At 67.0% G+C, this 24,183-nt stretch carries 21 protein-coding genes and 1 pseudogene; 7 read left to right on the forward strand and 15 right to left on the reverse strand.

The features are described 5' to 3' along the window. Positions 1 to 4: 4 nt before the first annotated feature. The gene (locus tag ACVK00_RS24615; protein ID WP_284900911.1) at positions 5 to 916 is read left to right on the forward strand and encodes a hypothetical protein; all 912 of its coding nucleotides are present in this window, start codon (positions 5 to 7) and stop codon (positions 914 to 916) included. Between the two features lie 39 nt (positions 917 to 955). Here ACVK00_RS24615 and ACVK00_RS24620 read toward each other — a convergent pair. Together ACVK00_RS24620 and ACVK00_RS24625 are read right to left on the reverse strand one after the other, a co-directional pair. Further along, positions 956 to 1,123 (reverse strand): annotated as a pseudogene (locus ACVK00_RS24620) (branched-chain amino acid ABC transporter substrate-binding protein); the annotation flags it as partial. A gap of 129 nt (positions 1,124 to 1,252) precedes the next feature. Then, positions 1,253 to 3,427: a DUF4132 domain-containing protein gene (locus tag ACVK00_RS24625; protein ID WP_284900910.1), complete on the reverse strand. Its 2,175-nt coding sequence runs from the start codon at positions 3,425 to 3,427 to the stop codon at positions 1,253 to 1,255. A gap of 547 nt (positions 3,428 to 3,974) precedes the next feature. Between ACVK00_RS24625 and ACVK00_RS24630 the strand changes: the two genes are divergently transcribed. Then, positions 3,975 to 5,402, forward strand: coding sequence for an aminotransferase-like domain-containing protein (locus ACVK00_RS24630; protein WP_175671614.1), 1,428 nt, complete (start codon positions 3,975 to 3,977; stop codon positions 5,400 to 5,402). Positions 5,403 to 5,459: 57 nt separating this feature from the next. Here ACVK00_RS24630 and ACVK00_RS24635 read toward each other — a convergent pair whose 3' ends face one another. Together ACVK00_RS24635 and ACVK00_RS24640 are read right to left on the reverse strand one after the other, a co-directional pair. Beyond that, a complete protein-coding gene (locus ACVK00_RS24635) occupies positions 5,460 to 6,584 on the reverse strand; it encodes an aminotransferase (protein ID WP_228910643.1) in 1,125 nt (374 codons plus the stop codon). Between the two features lie 80 nt (positions 6,585 to 6,664). Beyond that, entirely contained in the window at positions 6,665 to 7,447 is a 783-nt protein-coding gene (locus ACVK00_RS24640) for an ABC transporter substrate-binding protein (RefSeq protein WP_228910644.1), read from the reverse strand. 283 nt (positions 7,448 to 7,730) lie between these two features. Here ACVK00_RS24640 and ACVK00_RS24645 point away from each other — a divergent pair, with 283 nt between their 5' ends. After that, on the forward strand, positions 7,731 to 8,879 hold the full coding sequence (locus tag ACVK00_RS24645; RefSeq protein WP_284900908.1) for a succinylglutamate desuccinylase/aspartoacylase family protein: 1,149 nt from the start codon (positions 7,731 to 7,733) through the stop codon (positions 8,877 to 8,879). Between the two features lie 44 nt (positions 8,880 to 8,923). Continuing rightward, the gene (locus ACVK00_RS24650) at positions 8,924 to 10,060 is read left to right on the forward strand and encodes a succinylglutamate desuccinylase/aspartoacylase family protein (protein ID WP_284900907.1); all 1,137 of its coding nucleotides are present in this window, start codon (positions 8,924 to 8,926) and stop codon (positions 10,058 to 10,060) included. Between the two features lie 22 nt (positions 10,061 to 10,082). Here ACVK00_RS24650 and ACVK00_RS24655 read toward each other — a convergent pair whose 3' ends face one another. Next, positions 10,083 to 10,700: a LysE family translocator gene (locus ACVK00_RS24655; RefSeq protein ID WP_284901009.1), complete on the reverse strand. Its 618-nt coding sequence runs from the start codon at positions 10,698 to 10,700 to the stop codon at positions 10,083 to 10,085. A gap of 67 nt (positions 10,701 to 10,767) precedes the next feature. On the opposite strand from ACVK00_RS24655, the gene ACVK00_RS24660 reads away from it, so the two are divergent. After that, complete coding sequence (locus ACVK00_RS24660; RefSeq protein WP_284900906.1) at positions 10,768 to 11,691, forward strand: LysR family transcriptional regulator; 924 nt, start codon at positions 10,768 to 10,770, stop codon at positions 11,689 to 11,691. Between the two features lie 125 nt (positions 11,692 to 11,816). On the opposite strand, the gene acnB is transcribed toward ACVK00_RS24660, so the two are convergent. From acnB to ACVK00_RS24685, 5 genes are all read right to left on the reverse strand, one after another. Further along, positions 11,817 to 14,402: a bifunctional aconitate hydratase 2/2-methylisocitrate dehydratase gene (gene acnB / locus ACVK00_RS24665; RefSeq protein WP_166723022.1), complete on the reverse strand. Its 2,586-nt coding sequence runs from the start codon at positions 14,400 to 14,402 to the stop codon at positions 11,817 to 11,819. Between the two features lie 224 nt (positions 14,403 to 14,626). Continuing rightward, complete coding sequence (locus ACVK00_RS24670) at positions 14,627 to 15,085, reverse strand: MarR family winged helix-turn-helix transcriptional regulator (RefSeq protein WP_284900905.1); 459 nt, start codon at positions 15,083 to 15,085, stop codon at positions 14,627 to 14,629. Positions 15,086 to 15,129: 44 nt separating this feature from the next. Continuing rightward, positions 15,130 to 16,011, reverse strand: coding sequence for an NmrA family NAD(P)-binding protein (locus ACVK00_RS24675; protein WP_284900904.1), 882 nt, complete (start codon positions 16,009 to 16,011; stop codon positions 15,130 to 15,132). Between the two features lie 152 nt (positions 16,012 to 16,163). Beyond that, positions 16,164 to 16,772: a glutathione S-transferase family protein gene (locus ACVK00_RS24680; RefSeq protein ID WP_284900903.1), complete on the reverse strand. Its 609-nt coding sequence runs from the start codon at positions 16,770 to 16,772 to the stop codon at positions 16,164 to 16,166. 76 nt (positions 16,773 to 16,848) lie between these two features. Then, positions 16,849 to 17,337 carry a hypothetical protein gene (locus ACVK00_RS24685; RefSeq protein WP_284900902.1) on the reverse strand — a complete coding sequence of 163 codons (489 nt, stop codon included), beginning with the start codon at positions 17,335 to 17,337 and terminating at the stop codon, positions 16,849 to 16,851. On the opposite strand from ACVK00_RS24685, the gene ACVK00_RS24690 reads away from it, so the two are divergent. Next, positions 17,327 to 17,989, forward strand: a complete 663-nt coding sequence (locus ACVK00_RS24690; protein ID WP_284900901.1) for a glutathione S-transferase family protein — start codon at positions 17,327 to 17,329, stop codon at positions 17,987 to 17,989. The two genes, ACVK00_RS24685 and ACVK00_RS24690, sit on opposite strands and share 11 nt — an antisense overlap. Positions 17,990 to 18,042: 53 nt before the next feature. On the opposite strand, the gene moaD is transcribed toward ACVK00_RS24690, so the two are convergent. The 5 genes from moaD to fdhD form a co-directional block, all read right to left on the reverse strand. Further along, positions 18,043 to 18,300, reverse strand: a complete 258-nt coding sequence (moaD, locus tag ACVK00_RS24695; RefSeq protein ID WP_228910891.1) for a molybdopterin converting factor subunit 1 — start codon at positions 18,298 to 18,300, stop codon at positions 18,043 to 18,045. A 61-nt stretch (positions 18,301 to 18,361) separates the two neighbouring features. After that, on the reverse strand, positions 18,362 to 18,925 hold the full coding sequence (locus ACVK00_RS24700) for a molybdenum cofactor biosynthesis protein MoaE (RefSeq protein WP_284900900.1): 564 nt from the start codon (positions 18,923 to 18,925) through the stop codon (positions 18,362 to 18,364). Positions 18,926 to 18,972: 47 nt separating this feature from the next. Further along, a complete protein-coding gene (gene moaA, locus ACVK00_RS24705) occupies positions 18,973 to 20,091 on the reverse strand; it encodes a GTP 3',8-cyclase MoaA (RefSeq protein ID WP_284900899.1) in 1,119 nt (372 codons plus the stop codon). 190 nt (positions 20,092 to 20,281) lie between these two features. Next, positions 20,282 to 21,496 (reverse strand): molybdopterin molybdotransferase MoeA, encoded by a 1,215-nt coding sequence (locus ACVK00_RS24710; RefSeq protein ID WP_284900898.1) that lies wholly within the window; start codon positions 21,494 to 21,496, stop codon positions 20,282 to 20,284. Continuing rightward, positions 21,493 to 22,365 (reverse strand): formate dehydrogenase accessory sulfurtransferase FdhD, encoded by an 873-nt coding sequence (fdhD, locus tag ACVK00_RS24715; protein ID WP_284900897.1) that lies wholly within the window; start codon positions 22,363 to 22,365, stop codon positions 21,493 to 21,495. Before fdhD ends, ACVK00_RS24710 begins: the two co-directional genes overlap by 4 nt. A gap of 416 nt (positions 22,366 to 22,781) precedes the next feature. On the opposite strand from fdhD, the gene ACVK00_RS24720 reads away from it, so the two are divergent. Next, a complete protein-coding gene (locus ACVK00_RS24720; protein ID WP_105785309.1) occupies positions 22,782 to 24,182 on the forward strand; it encodes a cytochrome ubiquinol oxidase subunit I in 1,401 nt (466 codons plus the stop codon). Position 24,183 lies beyond the last annotated feature (1 nt).

A 24,183-nucleotide genomic window follows, 5' to 3' on the forward strand; every position in this document is an offset into this window, starting at 1 on the left:
AAGAATGGAGACAACCCGACACTCGCAAGCCCCGCGACACGTTCGCCGCGCATGGCACGCGCTCGTCGCGGCGCTATGCGTCGGCTGGAGTGCGCTGTCGTTCGGCGCGGACGGTGCGGCCGCGCTGCTCGACCGTTATCACAGCCTCGGCGAGCAACTGAAGAACAACCCGTTCCACCGCCCGCTGTACCTCGAATCGTCCGAGGCGTCGTCATCGCTGAAGGGCGACATCTACGCGGTCGTCGACTATCCGTTCGCCGTCGTGAACGGCAAGCTCAACGATCCCGCGCAGGGCCCCGCCAACTGGTGCGCGGTGCTGATCCTGCACCTGAACACGAAGTATTGCCATGCATCGACCGGCAGCAACGGCCCGGTGCTCGACGTGAACCTCGGCCGCAAGATCGAGCAGAAGCTGTCGGATACCTATCGCGTGCAGTTCCGCTACGGCGTGGCCGCCGCGACGCCCGACTACTTCCAGGTCGACCTGACCGCCGACAGCGGCCCGATGGGCACGAAGGACTACCGGATCGCGCTGGAGGCCGTGCCGATCGGCGCATCGCGCACGTTCCTGCACCTCACGTATTCGTACGGCTTCGGCACGGTCGGCCGCATGGCGATGAAGACCTACCTCGCGACGGCCGGCAGCGACAAGGTCGGGTTCACGGTCGCGAGCGGCGCATCGACGGCGCAGCCGCAATACATCGGCGGCGTGCGCGGATTGCTGGAGCGCAACACGATGCGCTACTACCTCGCGATCGACACGTATCTGGCGACGCTCGACAAGCCGCTCGACCAGCGCCTCGCGCGCTGGTTCGACGCCACCGAGCAGTACCCGCAGCAGCTGCACGAAGTCGAGCGGGGCGCGTATCTGCAGATGAAAGCGCAGGAGGTGCAGCGGCAGCAGGCGGCGCGATGACGCCGCCTGCCGCCGGGCTGCCCGGCGTCGATCAGTCGATCAGTTCGACGCGCCGCCGACCGTGCGAATGCTGTGCCACTGTCCCTGTTCGACGCGGAACAGCGTGCAGGGCGGCTTGATCAGGTCGCCGCGCTCGTCGAACGAGATCTTCCCGGTCACGCCGGTGACCGACACCCCCGGCAGGCTCGCGACGATCTTGGCGCGATCATCGCGAACCGCGCATCAACCTCGCGTGCCCGGCCACGCGCGACGAACTCGTCAACGGGCTGCGGATCCTGTCCGGCACGCTGAAGGACCGGCCGCGCGCGCTGTTCGGCTCGATCTGACGGCACCCACTCAGTCGAGCAACCCCGCTACGACGTCGACGATCCGCTGCAGCAGCGCTTCGTCGTAAGGCAGCCACGGCACCGCGCGCAGCGGCGCCGGCGGCGGCTCGATCGCGGGTTCGACGGGCTCGCCGTCGCGCGTCACGCGTCCGGTCGCGCAATGCACCGCCCACGCGCCGACGCGCACATGGCGTTCATCGATCGTGATCCTCCCTTGCGCAACCGGTTCGGCGAACATGAGCGACAGCACGTGCCTGCGATGGCGTGCCATCACGCCCAATGGAAGATCCGACAACCGGTTCAGGCGGTGCCGGCGTTCCGTGTCGAGCGCGTGCTGGCGGACCGGGTCTGTCGTGAGCGCCGCGGCGGCCGCGCGCGTTGCGTCGTCGTCGAGCGCGAACGCGGCCACGCTGACGAGCAGGTCGACCGCGCGCGCCATTTCGGAGAAGACGACGCGGTCGATTTCGCCGATCGGCACGGGCGCCCAGCGCCGTTCGTGCCGGCGCTCGACGTACAGCCGGCGCGACGTGCCGTGGCTTTCCGAACCGGGATAGAGCCGCGCGTCGATGAGGAAGGTGGCGCGCACGTCGCCGAATTCGCGGACGAGCCCGTCGTCGTATGCGCGGATCGACCAGCCTTCGCGGCGCGCGACGCCGAGCAGCGGCCGGCTCGACAGCACGTGACCTTCGAACATCGCGCAATCGCTGGCCGACGCGTCGTCATCGGCCGGCACGTAATACTCGCGGAAGGCCTGCCGGACCGGTTGCCGCAGCGAGCGGCCGACGATCGCGCGCTGCCACGCGAGCCGCTCGTCCGCGTCGGCCAGCAGCGGGTGCCAGAGCCGGATGTCGCTGTCGGCCGCGATGTCGCAGGCGTGGCCGGCCGCGTCGCGCGGCACGACCTTGCCCTCAGCGATCTCAGGCATGAACGACTGCGTCGCGCCATCGCGGCCGCGTGCCTGCCAGATCATCCGCGCGGAGAACGCGGCGCCGGCCGGCGCATCGATGAGCCGCTCGCGCCATTCGGCGTGGCCGAGCGACATCGGCTGCCAGAAGCCGGCTTCCATGCACGCGGCGAGCATCGCGAGCTGCTTCTTGTCGGGCTTCGCGTTGAGCGTCATCCGCAGCGCGGTGTGCGGCCGCTCGCCGAGCGCGCGTTCGGCCGGTTTCAGGTTGCGCGCAAGCTTCTTCTGCACACCCGCATGACGCACGATGGCGAGCGCGTCGCGCAGCGCGCGCACGCTCTCGGGCGTCGGGATCGTCTCGACCGCGTGGCCGAGTGCGATCGCGAGCGACTGCGACGGCGCGGTCTTCGCGGCGGTCGGTGCGACGCACACGCCCGTCAGCAGCGGCCCGATCAGCGGGCGCAGCCAGGCTTCATCGCGATAGGCGGCCACGCGCGCGGCGCGCGCGACGACCTGCGCGTCGTCGGTCGTGAACGCGCGGTCGGCTTCGTAGGGCACGGTGCCGGCATGAAGCGCCGCGACCTGTCGCGCGGCTTCGGTCAGCGCGTCGCGCGCGAATGCGACGTACGCGGCGTCTTCCGCGAGCGTGACGGCCGGATCGCTGAAGTCGATCCACAGCCGCTTCGGCGCGAAATAGCCGTCGTTCGTCGCGGCCAGCGCGAGCAGCGCGGCCGCGCCGAGCTCGGGCAGCACGTCGAGTTCGCGCACGCGAAACGGCGAGCCGGCCAGCGCTGGCGCATACGCGGCGCGTCGCGCCGAGAAGTCGCGGCGGCCGGCGAACCAGTCGAGCGCATACGCGCCATACGCGGACGCCGCGCGCATCCCGCCTTCCTCCGGTTCGGCGGCGATGCGGGCGAGTTCGGCCTGCAGCGCGGGCGACGGCAGCGCGTCCAGGCAGGGCAGATCCTCCAGCGCACGTTTCCATCCGCCGGCCGGAATGTCGCGGAACAGCTCGAGTGCCGCATCGGCGTCGACGAGCGGCGCGAGGCCGAGCGCATCGATCTGCTGGCGCAGCCAGCGCGCGAATTCGGCGCGCGGGTCGTCGTACGCGTGGTCGCGCTGCAGGATCTCGTGCTCGACGCGACGCAAGGCCGGCCAGACCGCGCCGAGCGCACGCGCATCGAGCGCCGACAGGTCGATCGGCGTGCCGGTGAAGCGCGGATGGTCGGCCGTGCCGGTCAGCCGTGCGACCAGCAGCGCAACGAGGGCGCGATCAGTCATGCGCTTTCCCTGTCGATTGAGCCGTTCTGGCGCCATTTCCGTACTTGCCGGGCGGCGGGGGCTGCGTGGCCCGACCCGACTGCCTGTTCGATCTGTATTGCATGGTCTGACTCCGGCAGTGAAAACCGTGCGGGCGCACAGTATTGCACCCCAATTGCGGTCGTCGACGAAGGCCCGCGCGGCGGGCGTGCCGGGCGATCCGGCCGCGCCGCGCAAGCCGTCCGGCCGTTCGGCCATTTCATAAGATGTACAGTTGCCCCGCCATGCGCGATGCGCGCCGAACTGTACTCTTGTTCGCGTGATCGATGTGTGTACCCGTCGCCAACTGTTCTTCTCTTAAGATTCGTCCATCAAGTGCACAGTGCCGCGGATCCCGTTGTAACGGAATCCTCCCGGCGCATCTTCAAAAGCGAGCCACTGCGATGGAAAAGGCAAAACCGGAGGGAGCAATCAGGCAGAACGGCAGCCCGGTCGGCGGGCAGAACACGCGCGTATCGGACGCGCACGGGACGGCGGCGCGCATGCGCAGGCCGGCGGGGAGCGCGCGATGAAGCTCTACGAAAAACTCGCGGACGACATCGAGCGTCTGATTCGCCAGGGCGTGTACCGGCACGGCGACCGGATTCCGTCGGTGCGGCAGGCGAGCCAGCAGCACCGGATCAGCATCACGACCGTGCTGCACGCATATCTGCTGCTCGAAAGCCGCGGGCTGCTGGAAAGCCGGCCGCAGTCGGGTTACTTCGTGAACCTGCGCCGCGACGACAACCACGCGCCGGTGCGTGAGCTGCGGCCGTCGAAGCCGATCGCGATCTCGTCGTCCGTCGACATGAGCCGGCTCGTCCTGTCGACGCTGCGCTCGATCGGCACCGACGACGCGGTGCCGCTCGGCTCGCCGTATCCGGACCCGAGCCTGTTTCCGTTCGAGAAGCTGAACCGTTATGCGTATGCAGCCGGCCGCGACAAGTCTCTGTGGGGCGTGACGGACGGGCTGCCGCCGGGCCATCCGCGCCTGATCCGGCAGATCGCACGGCGCTATCTGGAAAACGGGATGTCGGTCGATCCGAACGAGATCATCGTGACGGTCGGCGCGACGGAGGCGATCAATCTGTGCCTGCAGGCAGTCGCGAAACCGGGTGACACGATCGCGGTGGAGTCGCCGACGTTCTACGCGATGCTGCACGCGATCGAGCGGATGGGGATGAAGGCGATCGAGGTCGCGACGCACCCGGAATACGGAATCGACATCGCGGCGCTGGCGGCGATCGCGAAGTCGCAGCCGATCGCCGCGTGCATGGTGATGCCGAATTTCCAGAACCCGCTTGGCTTCCAGATGCCCGACGAGCGCAAGCGCGAACTGGTTGAATATGCAACGAAAGCCGACATGCCGATCATCGAGAACGGCGTGTACAACGAACTGTATTTCGGCGAGTCGCATCCGAGCGCGCTGAAGTCGTATGACCGCACCGGGATCGTGCTGCACTGCTCATCGTTCTCGAAGAGCCTGACGGCCGCCTACCGGATCGGCTGGGCGTTGCCGGGGCGCTATCGGGATCAGGTCGAGAAGCTGAAGTTTTTGAACACGCTGGCGACGCCGTCGCTGCCGCAGCTCGCGATCGCCGAGTTTCTCGAACGCGACGGCTACGAGCATCACCTGCGGCGGATTCGCAAGGCGTATGCGCAGCAGGCGAACCTGATGCGCGCGATGGTGTCGCGGTTCTTCCCGGAAGGCACGCGCATCTCGAGCCCGGCGGGTGGTTACGTGCTGTGGGTTGAATTGCCGGCACAGGTCGACGCGATGCGCCTGTACCAGCTCGCGCTGGAGCAGGGCATCACGATCGGCCCCGGCTACATGTTCTCGATCACGGACAACTACCGGAACTTCATCCGGCTGAACTACAGCAGCCCGTGGTCGCCGGAGATCGAGCAGGCGGTGATCGCGGTCGGGAAGCTCGCGGCATCGTGCATGCAGTCGTGAAGCGAAGGGCCGGTGCGCGTCGCACGCACCGGCCTGTCCGATGCCGGTGTGCCGCGCTCAGCCGGCCTTCGCGCGTAAATACTCCGACACGCGCGCGAGCCCTTGCTCGAGCACCGTCCGGTTGTTGGCATAACCGATCCGCACATAGCCTTCCATGTCGAGTGCGCTGCCCGGCGTGAACATCACGCCGGTTGCCTCGATCAGCTCCGTGCAGAACGCGCGCGACGGCATGTCGAACGCATACTTGAGCAGCGCCGTCGTGCCCGACTTCGGCTTGACCCAGGAAATCGCCGGCTCGCGTTCGACCCATGCTTCGAGAATCGCGAGGTTGGTGCGCGTGATGTCGTGACTGCGCTTCAGGATCACGTCGCGGTGCTCGAGCGCGAGCGTCGCGAGATAGTCGTCGATCATCCCGACGCTGATCGTGTTGTAGTCGCGATGGACGCTCACCGCGTGGATCAGCTCGACCGGCCCGGCGATCCAGCCGAGACGCAGCCCGGCGAGCGAGTACGTCTTCGACATGCTCGCCGTGCTGATCCCGCGTTCGTACAGGTCGGCAATCGATGCGCTGTAGCCGCTGCCGGCCTGGTCGGTGCCGCGATAGACCTCGTCGCACAGAACATACGCGCCGCAGCGTTTCGCGATCTCGACGATCTTGCCGAGCAGCGCTTCGTCCATCAGCGAGCCGGTCGGGTTGTTCGGGTTGTTGATCGCGATCAGGCGCGTCTTGTCGTCGACGAGGGACGCGAGTGCGTCGAGATCGGGCAGGAACCCGTTTTCCTCGCGCAGCTTCAGCACCTTCACGTTCGCGCCGTAGCTTTCCGGAATCGAGTAGTGCTGCTGGTAGGTCGGCAACACCGACACGACCGTATCGCCCGGTTCGACCAGCGTTTCATAGATGAGCGCGTTGCCGCCGATCGCGCCGTGCGTGACGATCACGTTGGCGGCCGACTGGCGCGCGTAGGTCGATGCGATCGCTTCGCGCAGGCGCGGCGTGCCTTCGATCGCGCCATACGTGAGCTTCATCGGCCGCAGCTCGTCGAGCAGCGTGTCCTGCCTGCCGGTCATCGTCAGCAGCTGATCGACGGTCAGCGATTCGACGCAAGTTTCCGCGAGGTTGTACGTACAGCGGTTCTCGTATAGATCCATCCAGCGTTCGACGCCGAATTCCTTGATCTTCATGGTCGTTCCTTTCTCGGTTGAGGTGGCGCGGCAGGCGGCCGCGTACAGATTGAAACGGGCAGGCTCGTCGCGATCGCGGGCTACCTGACGATGATGTCGCGCTTGAAATAGTGGACCGACAGGCGGCTCAGCGTACCGTCCTTCTTCAATGCGTCGAGTGCGGCGGACACCTTGCCGCGCAGTTCGGCGTCCTGCTTGCGGAACGCCATCCCGACACCTTCGCCGAGCGTCGCGGGGTCGCGGATCGGCTCGCCGAGGATCGCGAACGCGCGGCCTTCAGGCTTGTCGAGGAAACCTTCCTGCGCGGTTTGCGATTCCTGCACGGCGGCGTCGAGGCGCCCGGATGCGAGATCGGCGTAGACGAGATTCTGATCCGAATACGACGTGATCGTGACGCCGCGCGGCTCCCAGTTGTGCTTCAGAAAATCCTCCTGCGCGGATGCCTGCAGCACGCCGATGTGCTTGCCCTTCAGGCGCGCGGGATCCGGCAACAATCCGGAGTCCTTGCGGGCGACGAACACCATCGGCACCGCATAGACCGGCGACGTGAAGTCGACGATCTGCTTGCGCTTCTGCGTGATGTTCATCGCCGAATTGACCATGTCGAACTTGCGTGCGTGCAGCGCCGGCAACAGGCCGTCATAGACGTTCTCGACCCACACGCACCGGACCTTCATCTTCGCGCAAATGGCGTTGCCGATGTCGATGTCGAAGCCCTGGAGCTGCCCGGACGCGGTCTTGCTTTCGAACGGCGGATACGCGGCTTCGATGCCGATCCTGAGCGTTGCGGCGTTATCCGCGAACGCTAGTCCGGACAGGCCCGTGGACAACGCGACTGCGACGACCAGATGCTTGAGGTTCATGCGAACTCCAATAAGGGTGAAAGGAGGACCGTCGCCCGTGGCCGGCCGGGGGCCGTGAAATCTGCTGCGGCGCACCGTAAAGCGGGACAGGTCGTCCATGACGGACGGTGCTGCCAAGTATCTTCTTTCAGAAACATATTGTCCATAGTAGACTAAAAATCTAAGTGATTTGGACGGTGTGACGAGGGCATCGACGCGCATCAAGCCAGTCGGCGGCGAGCCGCGAAGCGCGCGTTCGGGCCTCTCGTGACTGCGCACCGGAATCCGTTCGAGGAGACAGCAGGTGACCTATCAACGTATCGAACTGCCTTTGCCGTCGCCGGCACCGGGTGTCGCGCTTCATCTGAGCGCACACCGTTTCGGCAATCCCGACGCCGGGCGCAACCTGTATCTGCAGGCCGGGTTGCACGCGGACGAACATCCGGGGCTGCTCGTGCTCCAGCACCTGCTCGACGCATTGCACGAGCTCGATCGCGCGGGACGCATCGCCGGGGCCGTCACGGTCGTGCCGTATGCGAACCCGATCGGGCTGTCGCAGCGCCTGTTCGGGCCGGTCGTCGGGCGCTTCGATTTCGAGAACGGCGAGAACTTCAATCGCAATTTCCCGTTGCTGGACCGCGCGGTCGCGCAGCGTCTCGACGCGCCGGAGGCACGCGACATGACGCGGCAGGACTGGAAGCGGTTGTTCCGCGAGCTGCTCGGCGCGCGCAGCGAACTGACGCCGGCGGCCGCGATGAAGCTCGCGTTGGCGAGACTGGCGGTCGATCACGACATCGTTCTCGACCTGCATTGCGACACCGACGCGATCGCGCACGTCTACGCATCGACGTTGCAGCGCACGCGGGCCGAGACGGTTGCACGGATGATCGGCGCGCCGGTGGTCATGCTGGAGCCGCACGGCACCGGCGGCGGCGCGTTTGACCAGACGCATTCGAGCGCGTGGGGCGCGCTGCAACAGGCCGGCATCTTCGACGAAGCGCAGGGCGGCTTCTCGGCGACGATCGAGCTGCGCGGCCAGACCGACGTCGACGATGCGCTGGCGCGGCGCGACGCGCGCAACCTGTTGCGCTTCGCGCACGCCGAAGGAATCCTGTCGCTGCCGGAAACCGGTGATGGCGAAGAGGGGCCGGACGTCGTGCCTGCCGTGTTGCCGCTGCAGGGTGCCGCCCATGTGCGGTGTCCGTGTGCGGGCGTGATCGCCTATCGGCGCGCACCGGGCGAGCGCATCGCCGCGGGCGAGACGTTCGCGGAAGTCGTGCGTCTCGACGGCGACGGGATCAACGCGCGCATGCCGGTGGTCAGCCCGATCGACGGTGTGATGGTCGTGCGGCAACTGCAGAAGCTGGTGCGGCCCGGGCAGCGCGCGGCGCTGATCGCCGGCGACACCGCGCTCGCGGAACGGGATCCCGGGCATCTGCTGCTCGATTTCTGAGATCGGCCACACGTATCGTATCGATCCGACGACAGGAGTGCCGGATGGAACAGCTGGAAATCCCGCTGCCGGGAACGGCGCCGGGCATGCGCATCGCGTTGCGCGAATACACGTTCGGCCCCGCGGGCGCCGCGCGCTCGCTCTACGTTCAGGCCGCGCTGCACGCCGGGGAGGTGCCGGGGCTGCTGGTCATCCAGCATCTGCTTGAACGGCTCGCCGCGCTCGAGCGTACCGGCATGCTGGGTGGGCGCGTGGCCGTCATGACGTGGGCCAATCCGATCGGCATGCAGCAGTGCATCGGCGGCGCGCTGACCGGGCGTTTCGATTGTGCGGGCAGCGGCAATTTCGATCGGCGCTTTCCGGACATGCGGGCCGCGGTCGCGCGGCGGATCGCGGCGGGCGACGTGCCGCGCAGCGTGCGGGACGCGAAGGCATGGCTGACGGCGTTATCGGCGCCGCCGGCTGACGCCGCTGATCCGGTCGACTATCTGAAGGCGATGCTGCTGCATCGCGCATTCGCGCACGACATCGCGCTCGACCTGCATTGCGACAAGACGGCGGTGATGCACGTGTACGGCAACTGGGCGCACGAGGCGCGCGCGACGGCGTTGGCGCGCTGCCTGGATGCGCCGATACTGCTGCTCGAGGAACATGCGGGTGGCGGTACGTTCGACCAGGCGTTTCACGATGCGTGGGCGCAATTGCGCAAGCGCGGCGTGCCGGGTTGGCGCGACGATGAAGCGGGGCCGGGTTTTTCGGCGGTCGTCGAACTGCGCGGGCAGCGCGACGTATCCGATGCGCTCGCTCGCGGCGATGCGGACGGGTTGATCGAGTTCCTGCGAACCGAGGCGATCGTCGCCGATCGCAGTGCGACGCTTGCGCATGCCGCGCCGGCCGTGGCCGCGCTGGAGGCGGTTGATCACGTGAAGGCCGATCGTACCGGCATCGTGTGCTGGAAGGTGCCCGTGGGCGGGCACGTCGACGCCGATGCGGTGATCGCGGAAATCGTCGATGCGGCAGCGGACGGCGCGCAGCATCGCGTGGCGGTGCGCTCACGCACATCGGGGATGCTGGTGGCGAGGATGCATGTGCCCTTCGTGCTGGCCGGGCAGCGCATCGCTATGATTGCCGGCCGCGATGCGATACCGGGGCGGGTGAGCGGGGCGCTGTTGCCGGATTGACGTGGGGTCGGCAGCTCGCCGCTCAGCGACTGCCGCGCGCGACGGCCAGCATCACCCCGAAGCCGACGAGCAAGACACCGAAGGTGCGATCGATCCAGTGACGTAACGACAACAAGCGATCGCGGACGGCGTCGGCGGAGAAACAGACCGCGACCAGACTGAACCACCCTGCATGCGCCAGCGCGATGAACAGGCCATAGCCGATCTGCACGTGCAACGGCGTGTCGGGCCGGACGGCCTGCATGAACAGGCTGACGATGAACACGGTGGTTTTCGGATTCAATGCGTTGGTCAGAAAGCCGGTGCGCAGCGCCGCGAGATCGGACAGCGGTGCGACATGCATCGCGGGCCGGCCATCGGCTGGCCTGGCTGCGAGCATCCTCACGCCGAGGTAAATCAGGTAGATCGCGCCGACAAGCTTGACGGCGTTGAAGAGCCACAGCGATTGGCGGACCAGCAGGCCCACGCCGAGCAGCGTATAGCTCACGTGAACCGTCACGCCGAGCGCGATCCCCCAGGCGGTGAGCAAGCCCGATCGGCGCGACAGCATCAGGCTGTTGCGCGTGACCATCGCGAAATCCGGCCCCGGGCTAATGACGGCCAGCAGGGTGATGGTGACTACGACTATCCATTCCGTCATTGCATCGTCCTTTTGATTTTCATCGTGATGGGCCAATATTACGAATCGCGGTGCATCAGGAAAAACGATGATTTCTGACCAGGATGGTGAGTCTGATTCACATATTTTTCGATCCAACCTGCCGTCGTTGATGGCCCTGCGCTGTTTCGAGGCGGCAGCGCGTCATGAGCATTTCAGCCGTGCCGCCGACGAACTGCATTTGACGCACGGCGCCGTCAGTCGCGCGGTGCGTCTGCTCGAGGACGATCTGGGCGTGGCGTTGTTCGAGCGGCGCAGTCGCCGCGTCTTTCTGACCGATGCGGGCCGCAAGCTGGCGCAGGCCGTCCATGACGGTCTGCACTTGATGAGGCAGGCTGCAAACGAGCTAAGGACCGACGCGGCCCGTGCGCAGCGTTGGGTGCTGTCGTGCGAGCCGACGCTGCTGATGCGCTGGCTGATGCCGCGCTGGCCGGATTTCCAGGCGGCATACCCGGGCGTCGAGATTCATCTCGCGGCGGCGGGCGGCCCGTTCTCGTTCGACAACGGCATCGACATGGCGATTCGCCGGGATGACTTTACGTGGCCCGCCGGCTATCACGCGGCGAGACTGTTCGCGGAGAAGGTCGGTCCGGTATGCCGGCCCGACAAGGTAGATCCGTGGTTTTCCGGCGGAGGCGATGACCGCGCGTTGAAGCGGGGCGCGCCGCGACTGCATACGCGCACGCGGCCGGACGCATGGAAGGAATGGGCGGCGGCCGCGCATCAACCGGCGGGCAGCGGGCGCGGGCAGATGTTCGACCATTTCTATTTCAGCCTTCAGGCGGCCGTCGCGGGGCTGGGCGTCGCGATCGGCCCGTGGCATCTCGTGCGCGACGACCTCGCAAGCGGGGTCCTGGTCGCGCCGATGGGTTTCGTCGAAGACGGCTCGCACTATTGCCTGCTGACGCCGGAGCCGGTAAAGGACGGAAGCGCGCAGTCGGCTCTGCTCGACTGGCTGAGGACGATGGCCTGACGCGTGCGCCGGGTCGCTGCGCGACGTCGGCGACATCCAAAAAAAATGGCGCCGCAGGCATTCAGCCCGCGGCGCCATTGCGTGTCGCTACGGCGGGTACGACCCGCCGCAGCTCGACCGCGTGCTTAGATCTGCACGGTGTCGGCGACTTCCTTGAAGTCTTCGATCTGGTCGAAGTTCATGTACTTGTAGATCTTGTCGCCGTCCGCGGTGAGCACGCCCATGTCGGCCATGTACTCTTCCTTGGTCGGGATCCGGCCCAGACGCGAGCAGATCGCCGCCAGTTCCGCCGAGCCGAGGTACACGTTCGTGTTCTTGCCCAGGCGGTTCGGGAAGTTGCGGGTCGACGTCGACATCACCGTCGCGCCTTCGCGCACCTGTGCCTGGTTGCCCATGCACAGCGAGCAGCCCGGCATTTCGGTGCGGGCGCCGGCCGTGCCGAACACGCCGTAGTGACCTTCTTCCGTCAACTGCTTCTGGTCCATCTTGGTCGGCGGGGCGACCCACAGCTTGACCGGGATGTCGCGCTTGCCTTCCAGCAGCTTCGACGCGGCACGGAAGTGACCGATGTTGGTCATGCACGAGCCGATGAACACTTCGTCGATCGTGGCGCCGGCGACGTCGGACAGCGTCTTCACGTCGTCCGGGTCGTTCGGGCATGCAACGATCGGCTCGTGGATGTCGGCCAGGTCGATCTCGATGACGGCCGCGTATTCGGCGTCGGCATCCGGCGACAGCAGTTGCGGGTCGGCGAGCCACTGCTCCATCGCCGCGATACGGCGCTGCAGGCTGCGCGGATCCTGATAGCCCTGCGCGATCATCCACTTGAGCAGCGTGATGTTGCTGTTCAGGTACTCGATGATCGGTTCCTTGTTCAGGTGCACCGAGCAACCGGCGGCCGAACGCTCGGCCGACGCATCCGACAGCTCGAACGCTTGCTCGACCTTCAGGTCGGGCAGGCCTTCGATCTCGAGAATGCGGCCCGAGAAGATGTTCTTCTTGCCTTGCTTGGCGACCGTCAGCATGCCCTGCTTGATCGCGTACAGCGGAATCGCGTTGACCAGGTCACGCAGCGTGACGCCCGGCTGCATCTTGCCCTTGAAGCGGACCAGCACCGATTCCGGCATGTCCAGCGGCATCGTGCCGGTGGCGGCCGCGAACGCGACCAGGCCCGAGCCTGCCGGGAAGCTGATGCCGATCGGGAAGCGCGTGTGCGAGTCGCCGCCGGTGCCGACGGTGTCGGGCAGCAGCATGCGGTTCAGCCACGAGTGGATCACGCCGTCGCCCGGGCGCAGCGCGATGCCGCCACGCGTGCTGATGAAGTTCGGCAGCGTCTGGTGCGTCTTCACGTCCACCGGCTTCGGATAGGCGGCGGTGTGGCAGAACGACTGCATCACGAGGTCGGCCGAGAAGCCGAGGCACGCCAGATCCTTCAGTTCGTCGCGGGTCATCGGGCCCGTGGTGTCCTGCGAGCCGACCGAGGTCATCTTCGGTTCGCAGTACGTGCCCGGACGCACGCCCTGGCCTTCCGGCAGACCGCATGCGCGGCCGACCATCTTCTGCGCGAGCGAGAAGCCCTTGCCGCTGTCGGCCGGCTGGTGCGGCAGGCGGAACAGCGTCGACGGTGCGAGGCCCAGCGCTTCACGCGCCTTCGCGGTCAGGCCGCGGCCGATGATCAGCGGAATGCGGCCGCCGGCGCGCACTTCGTCGAACAGCACGTCGGACTTGACCTGGAATTCGGCGATCACGTTGCCGTCCTTCAGCGCCTTGCCTTCGTACGGGCGCAGTTCGACCACGTCGCCCATTTCCATCTGCGACACGTCGAGTTCGATCGGCAGCGCGCCGGCGTCTTCCATCGTGTTGTAGAAGATCGGGGCGATCTTGCCGCCGAGGCACACGCCGCCGAAGCGCTTGTTCGGGACGAACGGGATGTCTTCGCCGGTGAACCACAGCACCGAGTTGGTGGCCGACTTGCGCGAGGAGCCGGTGCCGACCACGTCGCCGACGTAGGCGACCAGGTGACCCTTTTCCTTCAGCGATTCGATGAACTTGACCGGGCCGCGCTTGCCGTCTTCTTCCGGCGTGATGCCGGGGCGGGCGTTCTTCAGCATCGCGAGCGCGTGCATCGGGATGTCCGGGCGGGTGGTGGCGTCCGGCGCCGGCGACAGGTCGTCGGTGTTGGTTTCGCCCGTGACCTTGAACACCGTGATGGTCAGGCTTTCCGGCACTTCCGGACGGCTCGTGAACCATTCGGCGTCGGCCCAGCTCTGCAGCACGGCCTTCGCGTGGGCGTTGCCCTTGTCGGCGAGTTCCTTCACGTCATGGAACTGGTCGAACATCAGCAGGGTTTTCTTCAGCGCGTCGGCCGCGACGGCCGCGACGGCGTCGTCCGACAGCAGCTCGATCAGCGGCTGGATGTTGTAGCCGCCGAGCATCGTGCCGAGCAGTTCGGTCGCGCGCTCGCGCGAGATCAGCGGGCAGGCCGTCTCGCCCTTCGCGACGGCGGCCAGGAAGCCGGCCTTCACGCGGGCGGCTTCGTCGACGCCGGCGGGGACGCGGTGGGTGATCAGGTCGACTAGCGTCTGCTCTTCGCCTGCGGGCGGGTTCGCCAGCAGTTCCACCAGCTCGGCGGTTTGCTGAGCCGTCAGCGGCAGGGGGGGAATACCGAGCGCGGCGCGGGCGGCCACGTGAGCACGAAAGTTTTCAAGCATGGGGGGACCTGCTGAGATTGCGTTTCAGGGGAAGGGCTTTCCAGGCACGCCGAGGCTGCTGTTCCGGACACTGCTTCACTGCTTTCGACCGGATTCTAATCGCAATACGGTCAGGCGTCAAATGTCTTATGTCTTATATAAGAGTTGGATTTTAAGACTTCCCCCTTGCGGGCGCGGCGCGGCGGTTGAGCGGCAGCCGACCGCGTCGCGAACCGCGAAGGCACTCATTCCGGGGCGGACGCAGAATCGGTCCCCACTTGCATCTGCGTGAGACTGCTGCGCAATACTTCCACGTTTTGCGCGCCGTTCAGTGCACTGAACTGGTGCTGCGCTTCGCGCCACAGTGGTGTCGCGCGCTCGAAGAGCTTCGTGCCTTCCGGCGTGAGCTCGACGATGCGGATACGACCGTCCTCCGGCGACGGTCGCATCGTGACGAAGCCGTCCCGCTCCAGGACGCCCACCATTTTTCCCATCGCCGTGCGCTCGATGTCGAGGCGCTCGGCCAGCGCATTGACCGACGCGTTCTCGCGCTCGTTCAACGTGGCGAGGATCAGGAACTGCGTGATACGCAGGCCCGACGGCTGGAGATGCGCATCGTAGAGACGCGAGATCTGACGGGCGGCCTTCCTCACCGTAAAGCAGTTGCATTGATCCACCCCGACGGGTTGGTCGTTCGCCCGCATTTCTCTTCTCCTTGATGTTGGCAAATTGCCGGATTCACGCGATGTCACGCAAAAGCGCCGCGGTACTTCTCGATGAAGGCCGGCACCGACAGCGCCGGGGTGCCCGTGATTTTCTCGACCACATCGTTGGTACCCTGGAAGATGCCCTCACGATAATGCTGGGCGACTTCCACGAGGTGCTGCACGAGGAACGGAGGGAACTTGTACAGTTGCTCCATCTTTTGCTTGAACGCCTCGATCGAAGCCGGAGCATATTCGATCTTGATGCCGAGCACGTCGCTCATCAGCGCCGCGATTTCCGTGTGATTCAGTTCCACCGGGCCATGCAGCGTGTAGGTCTGGCCTCCGTGGCCGGCCGGCTTCGCCAGCAGATGCGCGATGACCCGGCCCTGATCGTCCGTGCTGATCGGCGCGTGGCGGCCGTCCTCGAAAGGAAACTCGATCTTCTTCGTGGCCCGGATTTCCTTCGCGAAGTGCGGATAGACGAGCCAGTCCGCGAAGAAGGTGGGGCGCAGGTGCGTCGTCGGTACGCCCGACCAGTCGAACACGCGTTCGGAAACCCAGTGGTCCTGGGCCGCGTGGCTCGTCGATTCGCGTCGCGCCGAAATTTGCGACATGTTGACGATCGCGCCGACGCCGGCTTCCTTCGCGGCCTGCGCGAAATACGCCGCGGCCCCGACGATGCCCGGTGCGATCGGATGCAGGAAGTAGGCGGCGCTCACGCCTTCCATCGCGGCGCGGATCGTATCGATGCCGGTGAAATCGCCGACGGCGATGTCGACGCCGCGTGCGCGCAGCGCGGCGGCGCGCTCGTCGTCCGACCGCACGTAGGCGCGCACGCGCTTGCCCATCTGCAGCAGTTCGTCGATGGCGGCACCGCCGGTGCGGCCGGTCGCGCCGCTGACAAGAATCGATGTTTCGTTCATGACTGTATCCCTCCAGGAAAGTAAGAGCATATGCTCCTATGTGTCAATATAGGAGCATATGCTCTCATGTACAAGTCTTTAATTTGGGGCGGCAACGGCACGGCGATGGTCGAAACGTTTCGGGCCGCTGTGCAGCCCGGAGCGGTATGCCGCTAGAACGCCGCCATGCCCTGGACGACGCCGGGCCGCGCGCCGATCCGCGCGTACCACGCATGGAGCAGGGGCAAGGCGGACCAGTCGAGGTCCTGGGTCATGGCGAAGGCGCTCGTATAGGCGGCGATGTCCACGAGCGTGAACGTATCGCCGGCGAGATACGGGCTGTCGGCCAGGAATCGCTCGGCGTGAACGAGCGCGTCGAGCGAGCGCCCGGCCAGCCATCGGGCGCCCGGTTCGTCGCCTTGCTGCGCCAGCGCGAAAGCACTGCCGTTCGGTGCGATCACTTCGGTGATGAAATAGAACCAGCGATCGAGGAACAACGCAGCTTCCCGGCCTTGATCGGGCGCGAGGCGCTCGCCGGATCGGCTCGCCGCATGGAGCATGATCGCGTTCGACTGGGTGAGGACGAGGTCGGCGCCTGCATTGCCGTCCTCGACCATGACCGGCACGAGACCGCGCGGGTTGAGCGCGCGAAACGCGGCGGATTTGTGCGCGCCCGCCTTCAGGTCCACCTGGCTCACGGAATACGGAATACCGGCCTCCGCCAGCGCAATGGCGGCCCTGCGGCAGTTGCCTGTTCGTGCTCCATAAAGACGGATTGCCATGAGCGGGTCTCTGGTTGATGTCCACGGGAGGCCGTGGCGCCGAGCGAATCGCGCGAATGTCGAGCGTCGCGGGCCCTCATGCGACGGGCAGGAAAGGCCGCATCGCCGCGGCGGAGGTGTCCTGCGGCGTCAGTCGACGATTCGTCGTCGAGCCGCCGATGTAGCGCTCCTCGATTCGCCAGCCGCCGTCGGTCTGGCGAAGGCGGTCGAGCATCGGCGAATACATCCAGATCATCGGCAGGTCGCAGCTTTCGGTCAACTCGCCGTCACTCATCTTGGGCGCGTGTTCCGGCGCCGCGTAGCGCACGAGGAGGTTGTGATAACGTTCCGCTCGACCAGAGCGGCAGCCTGGACGGCAAGCCGTAATCGTCGTCGGCGTGACTGTGCCGGACACCGCGAGCGTGAGTCCCACCGAATATGCACGGCGCTTCGGCAGGCGCGCCAAGACGAGTGTCTGAGCGGCGCGCGCCGGCCTCTCGCTGAATGAATGGCGCCGACCCGCAGGAAGCGTCACCGTGAACGTCACGACGTGAAAACCCATGGAGGAGCGACAGATGAAAATCATCACCGGTCCGCTGAGCATGTTCGGCGCGAAGGTCGAGATCGCGGCGCACGAGAAGGGCATCGCTTTCGAGCGCGTGCTGGCGCCGTTCAGCCAGCAGCGCGGCTACGACCCGAAGCATCCGGACGTCCTGCGCATCAACCCGAAGCGTCAGGTGCCGGTGCTGATCGACGGCGAACTGGAGATTTTCGATTCCACGCAGATCTTCGAATATCTCGAGGACGTGAAGCCCGATCCCGCGTTATGGCCGGCGCAGCCGAAGGCGCGCGCCGTTGCGCGTCAGCTCGAGCACTGCAGCGACGAGATCTATTTTCCGCACGTCGTCCGGCTGATGGGCCTCGAAGCGACGCTGGACCACCCCGACGCGCAGGCCGCGCGCGACGCAGCGCGGCAATACTATCGACGCATGGAAGGCGTGCTGGCGGACCGGGAATATCTGGCGGAAACCTATTCCTATGCGGACATCGCGTTCTATATGGCGCAGTTGTTCGGCGCGCGCAAGGGCGCGCCGATGACGGCCGAGACGCCGAACCTGCTCGCGTGGCGTGAACGAATGACCGCGCGTCCTGCCGTGCGGAAAGTGGCCGGCGCGATGGCGGGCTATCTCGCGTCGATCGATCATCCGGTTCCGGACTTTCTTCGCGGGCTCGACTAGCCATCGGTTTCGCATCTCGCGGCGATCGCCGCTCGCCGCGAGATGCGAACGGATCACCCGCCCGTCACCGGCGGAAAGAACGCCACCTCGCTATCCTCCCGCACGACGAACCCGCCCGTCACCATCTCGAGATTCACGGCCGCCCGCACCGGCCGATCCATTCGCAGCGCTTCTGCGCTACGCGCGTCGCGTGCGGCGAGCGTGCCGCGCAGCGCGTCGACGGTGACCTCATCTGCATCGATCTCGACGACTTCCTCGTCGGTATGCAGCTGTTCGCGAATGCTCGCAAAGTATTTGATCGTCAGTTTCATCGCGATGTCCCGGGCGAAATCGGAGGAAGCGGCGGAAGCGGAAAAGGCATGACCGGCACGTTCATCCCCATCGCCGCATCGCCTGGTCGTCATGTGCCTTCGGCTCGACCCAGCCGGACACGCCGTCGTGCCGGATCTCCTTCTTCCAGAACGGTGCGTGCGTCTTCACGAAGTCCATGATGAACTCGCACGCATCGAACGCCGATGCGCGATGCGCGGCGGCGACCACGACGATCACGACCGGCTGGCCGAGCGGAATCCGCCCGACGCGATGCACGATCCTGACCGCTTCGAGCTGCCAGCGCGCGCCGGCTTCCTCGACGATGCTCCAGAGCGCCTGCTCGGTCATCGTCGGATAGTGCTCGACTTCGAGCGCGATCACGTCGTCGACGTCGCCTTCGTTGCGCACGACGCCGAGGAAATTCACGACCGCGCCGACATTCGGATTGCGAACGATCGGCGCGATCTCGGCGCCGGCGTCGATCGCCGCGTATTGCACCCGCACCTCGAAGCCGGCGGCAATCGCCGGCGGCGGTTCGCTGTGCAGGGCGGATGGCTCGGGATGGCTGCCGTCACGCGACGGATCGTCGGGTGGCGCGCCACGGGATTCGGTGAAACTCGTCATGACGGGGTTCTCCTGTAAGCGGTGCGCGCCGCTTCGCGCGGCAGCCGTCAGCCGCCGACGAGCGACATGCGCACGGTCGGATAGGTCTTGCCCGACGGCCGCGCCGCACGCGTCGCCCGCCGCTCGGAATAGCGGTCGTCGCGCTGCATCCAGCGCGCGCGCACGGCGTCGGCGAGCTGGCCGGTCGATGCGTTGTCGTCGAGCCACGGCCGCAGGTCGGTGCCCTGCGTGGCGAACAGGCACGTATAGAGCTGGCCGTCGGCCGACACGCGGGCGCGCGAGCACGTGCTGCAGAACGGATGCGACACGCTCGCGATGAAGCCGACTTCGCCCGCGCCGTCGATGTGCCGGCAGCGGATCGCGGTGGCGTCGTGCCCCGGTTCGCCGACGAGCACGAGCGGATAGCTTGCTTCGATCAACTCGCGCATCCGCGTGGCCGGCACGACCTTGTCGCCGGACCACGCGCTCGCGCCGCCGACGTCCATGTATTCGATGAAGCGCACGGCCACGCCGCTATGCCGGAAGTGACGCACGAGCGGCAGGATCTGGTCGTCGTTCGCGCCGCGCTCGATCACCGCGTTGACCTTCACGGGCGCGAGCCCGGCCGCCTGCGCGGCCTCGATGCCGGCCAGTACGCGCGCGACGGGCACGTCGGCATCGCTCATCCGGCGGAACACGGCATCGTCGATCGCGTCGAGGCTCACCGTCACGCGCGACAGGCCCGCATCGCGCAGCGAGCGTGCCTTGGCGGCGAGCAGCGAACCGTTGGTCGTCAGCGCGATTTCGAGGGGCTTGCCGTCGATGGTCGTCAGGGTCGCGAGCCGTTCGATCAGCGCTTCGAGGTTGCGGCGCAACAGCGGTTCGCCGCCGGTGAGTCGGATCTTTTCGACGCCGAGCGAGATGAACGCGCGGGCGATCTTCTCGAGTTGCGCGAACGACAGCCGCTCGGATGACGGCATGAACGCATAGTCGGGCCCGAAGCTGTCGCGCGGCATGCAGTAGCCGCAGCGGAAATTGCACTGGTCGATGACGGACAGCCGCAGATCGCGCAGCGGCCGCGCGAGCGTGTCGAGCGGGCGGGAGAAGGCGCCGGGCGATGCGCCGCCGGAGGCGGCGGCGGCCGGCGCTGAAACGATGGCATTCACGATCGGTTCGTCGGCCTGCATGAAGTGAGCGGAACGGCGTCGCCGAGCGGCCGCGTATGCGCCGATGTATCGGCGCACAGGTCGTGACGAGCCTCATCGTGAGGATAGTCCGCCGGACTTTTCCGGCAGAGGCACAATCCCGCCCGAAATGCAGGAATACAGTTCGCGATCCTGCATGCATGAAAGGCGGGCATCGCGCGCATGCTCATGCTCACGCGAGCCAATGCGCGAAATCGTAGTACGGCACCGCGTCGCCGCGTGCGATGCGTCGACCGGCCGGCAGCCGTGCGAGCCCGCTCGCCTGCACGAGCGATTGCAGCGTGCCGGCGCCTTGCTGCCGCAGCGTATCGAGTACGGGTGCGCCGTGGGCGTCGATGCTGCGGCGCACGCGCACGAAGCGTTCGCGCTGCGCATCCGGCTCGACGTCGATATCGATCGGCAGCGACGGCACGGCCGGCACGCAGTCGTCGCGCCCCTGCAGGCGGCGGATCAGCGGCGCGACGAACAGCGCGAACGCGGTCATCGCGGCGCCCGGATTGCCGGGCAGCAGCACGACGGGCCGTTCGTCGAGCCGCGCGAGCGCGACGGGCTTGCCGGGTTTCATCCGCACCCCGGAGACCACGAACGACGCGCCGAGCGCGGTTAGCGCGGGGCGCAGCAGGTCCTTGTCGCCGACCGATGCGCCGCCGACGCAGACGACCAGATCGCAGCGCGCGGCCATCGTGCGCAGCGCCTGATCGACGGCGGCCGCGGTGTCGGCGGCATGCTCGCTCGCGGCGACGATGGCACCGGTTCCCGCCACCAGCGCGGCGAGCATCGGCGCGTTGCTGTTGTAGATCTGCTGCGGCGCACGCGGCTGGCCGCACGGGACGAGCTCGTCGCCGGTCGTGAGGATGCCGACCCGCAGCGGCGGCCGCACATCGATGTGCGCGCAACCCTGCGCGGCGGCGACGCCGACGTGCATCGCGCCGAGCCGCACGCCGGCCGGCATCAGCAGGTCGCCCGCGCGCACTTCCTCGCCGCGGCGGCGGATATGCGATCCGGCGCGCTGCGGCGCGTCGAACGCGACCCAGCCGTCCTGCTCGTGCGCGTGCTCCTGCATCACGACGGTGTCGGCGCCGGCCGGAATCAGGCTGCCGGTGAAGATCCGCGCGGCCGTGCGCGGGGCCAGCGGCGACGGCGCGTCGCCCGCATAGCAGCGCTGCGCGACGCGCAACGGCTCGCCGTGCGCGAGGTCCGCGTGCCGGACCGCGTAGCCGTCCATCGCGCTCTGGTCGGCGGGCGGCTGGTCGAGCACGGCGGCGAGCGGCGTGGCGAGCACCTGGCCGGCCGCTTGCGCGACCGGAATGGAGACGGCCGCAGGCGGCGGTGCGAACGCGCCGGCGAAATGCCGTTGGGCGGTATCGAAATCGGTCAGGGGTGTCATCGAGCGGTGAGCGCATGCGGTTGCGCACGCGTGGGTTCGGGTAACGGGAGCACGTCGGGCGACACGTATTCGACGAAGCCGTCGTTGCGGCAGAAGCCGAGCAGCCGCACGCCGGCTTCGCGGGCGACGTCGATCGCGAGCGACGTCGGCGCTGAGATCGTCGCGATCATCGGGATGCCGACGCGTGCCGCCTTGCGCACGAGCTCGTAGCTCGCGCGGCTCGACAGGAACACGAAGCCCGCCCGCAGGTCGGCGCGGCGCCGCGCGAGGCGGCCGATCAGCTTGTCGAGCGCATTGTGGCGGCCGACGTCCTCGAAGACTTCCAGCACGGTGCCGTCGCGCTCGCACCAGGCGGCCGCATGGATGCCGCCGGTCGCGCGCATCAGCGGCTGCCGCGCCGGCAACGCGCGGGCGGCGCGCGCGACGGCATCGGCGCCGATGCCGGCCGCCGCACCCGCAGCGGCGATGCGGGGCGGGTGCAGATCGAGCTGCGCGATGCTTTCGATTCCGCAGACGCCGCAGCCGGTGCGGCCGGCCAGCGCGCGCCGGTGCGCCTTCAGCGCCATGAACGCCTGCTGCGACACGGTGAGCCGCACTTCGGCGCTGTCGGGCCGGCACTCGGTTTCGATGTCGAAGACGTCGGACGCGCGCTCGACGATCCCTTCGCTCAGCGCGAAGCCGAGGCCGAACGCGTCGAGGTCGATCGGCGTCGCCATCATCACCGTGTGCGCGATGCCGTTGAATACGAGGGCAACCGGCGTCTCGTCGACGACGCGATCGACGGCGCCCAGCGCGTCGCCAGCACGATGGCGCGTCACATGACACGCGCGGCTGCCGGCCGGATCGTCGGGGCGGTCGCTGGGCTCCATGCGGTTTTCTCCAGGGGGAATCGGGAATCGGCCGGCGCGGGCGCCGGGAGACGGAAACGGATGCTGCGAAGGGCGGTGCGCGGCGTCGCGCCGGCTCGCCACGGGCAGGCTTCCAGCCGATGGTACGGGCGTTCGGCCGGGTCGCGGATGCACAGCGTCGCGGTGCGGAAAGCAGTACAGCTGACGGCCTCCCGGGCCCGAAACGGGTTTTCCGTACACACATCTTCCGACCGGGGGAAAGCACAGTTTCAGCGCACGTTCGCGCGATTGCGAGTATCGTCCAAAACGCGATATCGTCATTCACGCTTCGTTGCCGTGCACCGCGATCCGTCCAGGTTGGCGCGTGCCGTCGCGAAGCCGTCGCGCGATTTCCTGCTTCGAGCTGACGTCCTCACAACCACGAGCAAATTACGGTCATGGAAATCTTCGATGCGTTCCATCTCGCACGATTGCAATTCGCGTTCACGGTGTCGTTCCACATCGTGTTTCCGGCGATCAGCATCGGCATGGCGAGCTTTCTGGCGGTGCTGGAATGGCGCTATCTCGTCACCGGCGACGCCGCCTATAAATCGATGTTCCAGTTCTGGTCGAAGATCTTCGCGATCGGCTTCGGGATGGGCGTCGTCTCCGGCGTCGTGATGGCCTACGAGTTCGGCACGAACTGGGCGGGCTTCTCGCGCGTCGCGGGCAACATCACCGGCCCGCTGCTCACTTACGAAGTCCTGACGGCCTTCTTCCTCGAAGCCGGCTTCCTCGGCGTGATGCTGTTCGGCTGGCAGCGCGTCAGCCCGCGTGCGCACTTCTTCGCGACGCTGATGGTCGCGGTCGGCACGCTGATCTCGACGTTCTGGATTCTCGCGTCGAACAGCTTCATGCAGACGCCGCAGGGCTACAAGATCGAGAACGGCCTCGTCGTGCCGGTCGACTGGTTCAAGATCATCTTCAACCCGTCGTTCCCGTATCGCCTCGTGCACATGACGATCGCGGCGTTCATCGTCGCGGGCTTCATCGTCGCCGCGTGCGGCGCGTGGCACCTCCTGAAAGGGCGTCGCGACGAGCCGGTGAAGCGCAGCTTCTCGATGGCGCTGTGGATGCTGCTGCTGCTCGCGCCGATCCAGATCGTGGTCGGCGATGCGCACGGGTTGAACACGCGCGAATACCAGCCGGCGAAGATCGCGGCGATCGAAGGGCTGTGGGAAACGGAGAAGGGCGGCACCGCGCTGAACCTCGTCGGACTGCCCGACATGCAGGCCGAAACGACGCGCTATGCGATCCAGGTGCCGCACCTCGGCAGCCTGATCCTCACGCACAGCTGGGACGGCGAGATTCGCGGGCTGAAGGAATTCCCGCCGCAGGACCGTCCGTATTCGCCGATCGTGTTCTGGACCTTCCGGATCATGGCCGGCCTCGGGATGCTGATGCTGCTCACCGCGGTGCTCGGCTTGCTGCTGCGCAAGGGCGGGCGCCTGTATGAAACGCGCTGGTTCCAGTGGTTCGTCGTGTGCATGGGGCCGTCGGGCATCGTCGCGCTGCTGGCCGGCTGGATCACGACCGAGGTCGGGCGGCAGCCGTGGACCGTGTACGGCGTGCTGCGCACCATCGATTCGGTCGCGCCGCTCAGCGCGCAGCAGGTCGGCGTGTCGCTGCTGATCTTCGTAGTCGTGTATTTCCTGGTGTTCGGAACGGGTATCTATTACATGTTGAACCTGATGAAGCGTGGGCCGGCCGCACACGCCGGGTATATCGAGCTGCACCGGCATCCGGGGCTGCGCAAGAGCGCGCTGTCCACGCCGCTGAACGTCACCGAAGCGGAGTAAG

The sequence above is a fragment of the Burkholderia sp. PvR073 genome (assembly GCF_054055695.1).

Coding starts and splice junctions, on each gene's coding strand:
- ACVK00_RS24675 (WP_284900904.1), bottom strand. CDS start 16,011: ATGAACGAAACATCGATTCTTGTCAGCGGCGCGACCGGCCGCACCGGC.
- ACVK00_RS24635 (WP_228910643.1), bottom strand. CDS start 6,584: ATGAAGATCAAGGAATTCGGCGTCGAACGCTGGATGGATCTATACGAG.
- ACVK00_RS24710 (WP_284900898.1), bottom strand. CDS start 21,496: ATGACACCCCTGACCGATTTCGATACCGCCCAACGGCATTTCGCCGGC.
- moaA (WP_284900899.1), bottom strand. CDS start 20,091: ATGCAGGCCGACGAACCGATCGTGAATGCCATCGTTTCAGCGCCGGCC.
- ACVK00_RS24640 (WP_228910644.1), bottom strand. CDS start 7,447: ATGAACCTCAAGCATCTGGTCGTCGCAGTCGCGTTGTCCACGGGCCTG.
- fdhD (WP_284900897.1), bottom strand. CDS start 22,365: ATGGAGCCCAGCGACCGCCCCGACGATCCGGCCGGCAGCCGCGCGTGT.
- ACVK00_RS24720 (WP_105785309.1), top strand. CDS start 22,782: ATGGAAATCTTCGATGCGTTCCATCTCGCACGATTGCAATTCGCGTTC.
- ACVK00_RS24650 (WP_284900907.1), top strand. CDS start 8,924: ATGGAACAGCTGGAAATCCCGCTGCCGGGAACGGCGCCGGGCATGCGC.
- ACVK00_RS24655 (WP_284901009.1), bottom strand. CDS start 10,700: ATGACGGAATGGATAGTCGTAGTCACCATCACCCTGCTGGCCGTCATT.
- ACVK00_RS24630 (WP_175671614.1), top strand. CDS start 3,975: ATGAAGCTCTACGAAAAACTCGCGGACGACATCGAGCGTCTGATTCGC.
- ACVK00_RS24685 (WP_284900902.1), bottom strand. CDS start 17,337: ATGATTTTCATCTGTCGCTCCTCCATGGGTTTTCACGTCGTGACGTTC.
- acnB (WP_166723022.1), bottom strand. CDS start 14,402: ATGCTTGAAAACTTTCGTGCTCACGTGGCCGCCCGCGCCGCGCTCGGT.
- ACVK00_RS24660 (WP_284900906.1), top strand. CDS start 10,768: ATGATTTCTGACCAGGATGGTGAGTCTGATTCACATATTTTTCGATCC.
- ACVK00_RS24670 (WP_284900905.1), bottom strand. CDS start 15,085: ATGCGGGCGAACGACCAACCCGTCGGGGTGGATCAATGCAACTGCTTT.
- ACVK00_RS24615 (WP_284900911.1), top strand. CDS start 5: ATGGAGACAACCCGACACTCGCAAGCCCCGCGACACGTTCGCCGCGCA.
- ACVK00_RS24680 (WP_284900903.1), bottom strand. CDS start 16,772: ATGGCAATCCGTCTTTATGGAGCACGAACAGGCAACTGCCGCAGGGCC.
- moaD (WP_228910891.1), bottom strand. CDS start 18,300: ATGAAACTGACGATCAAATACTTTGCGAGCATTCGCGAACAGCTGCAT.
- ACVK00_RS24690 (WP_284900901.1), top strand. CDS start 17,327: ATGAAAATCATCACCGGTCCGCTGAGCATGTTCGGCGCGAAGGTCGAG.
- ACVK00_RS24700 (WP_284900900.1), bottom strand. CDS start 18,925: ATGACGAGTTTCACCGAATCCCGTGGCGCGCCACCCGACGATCCGTCG.
- ACVK00_RS24625 (WP_284900910.1), bottom strand. CDS start 3,427: ATGACTGATCGCGCCCTCGTTGCGCTGCTGGTCGCACGGCTGACCGGC.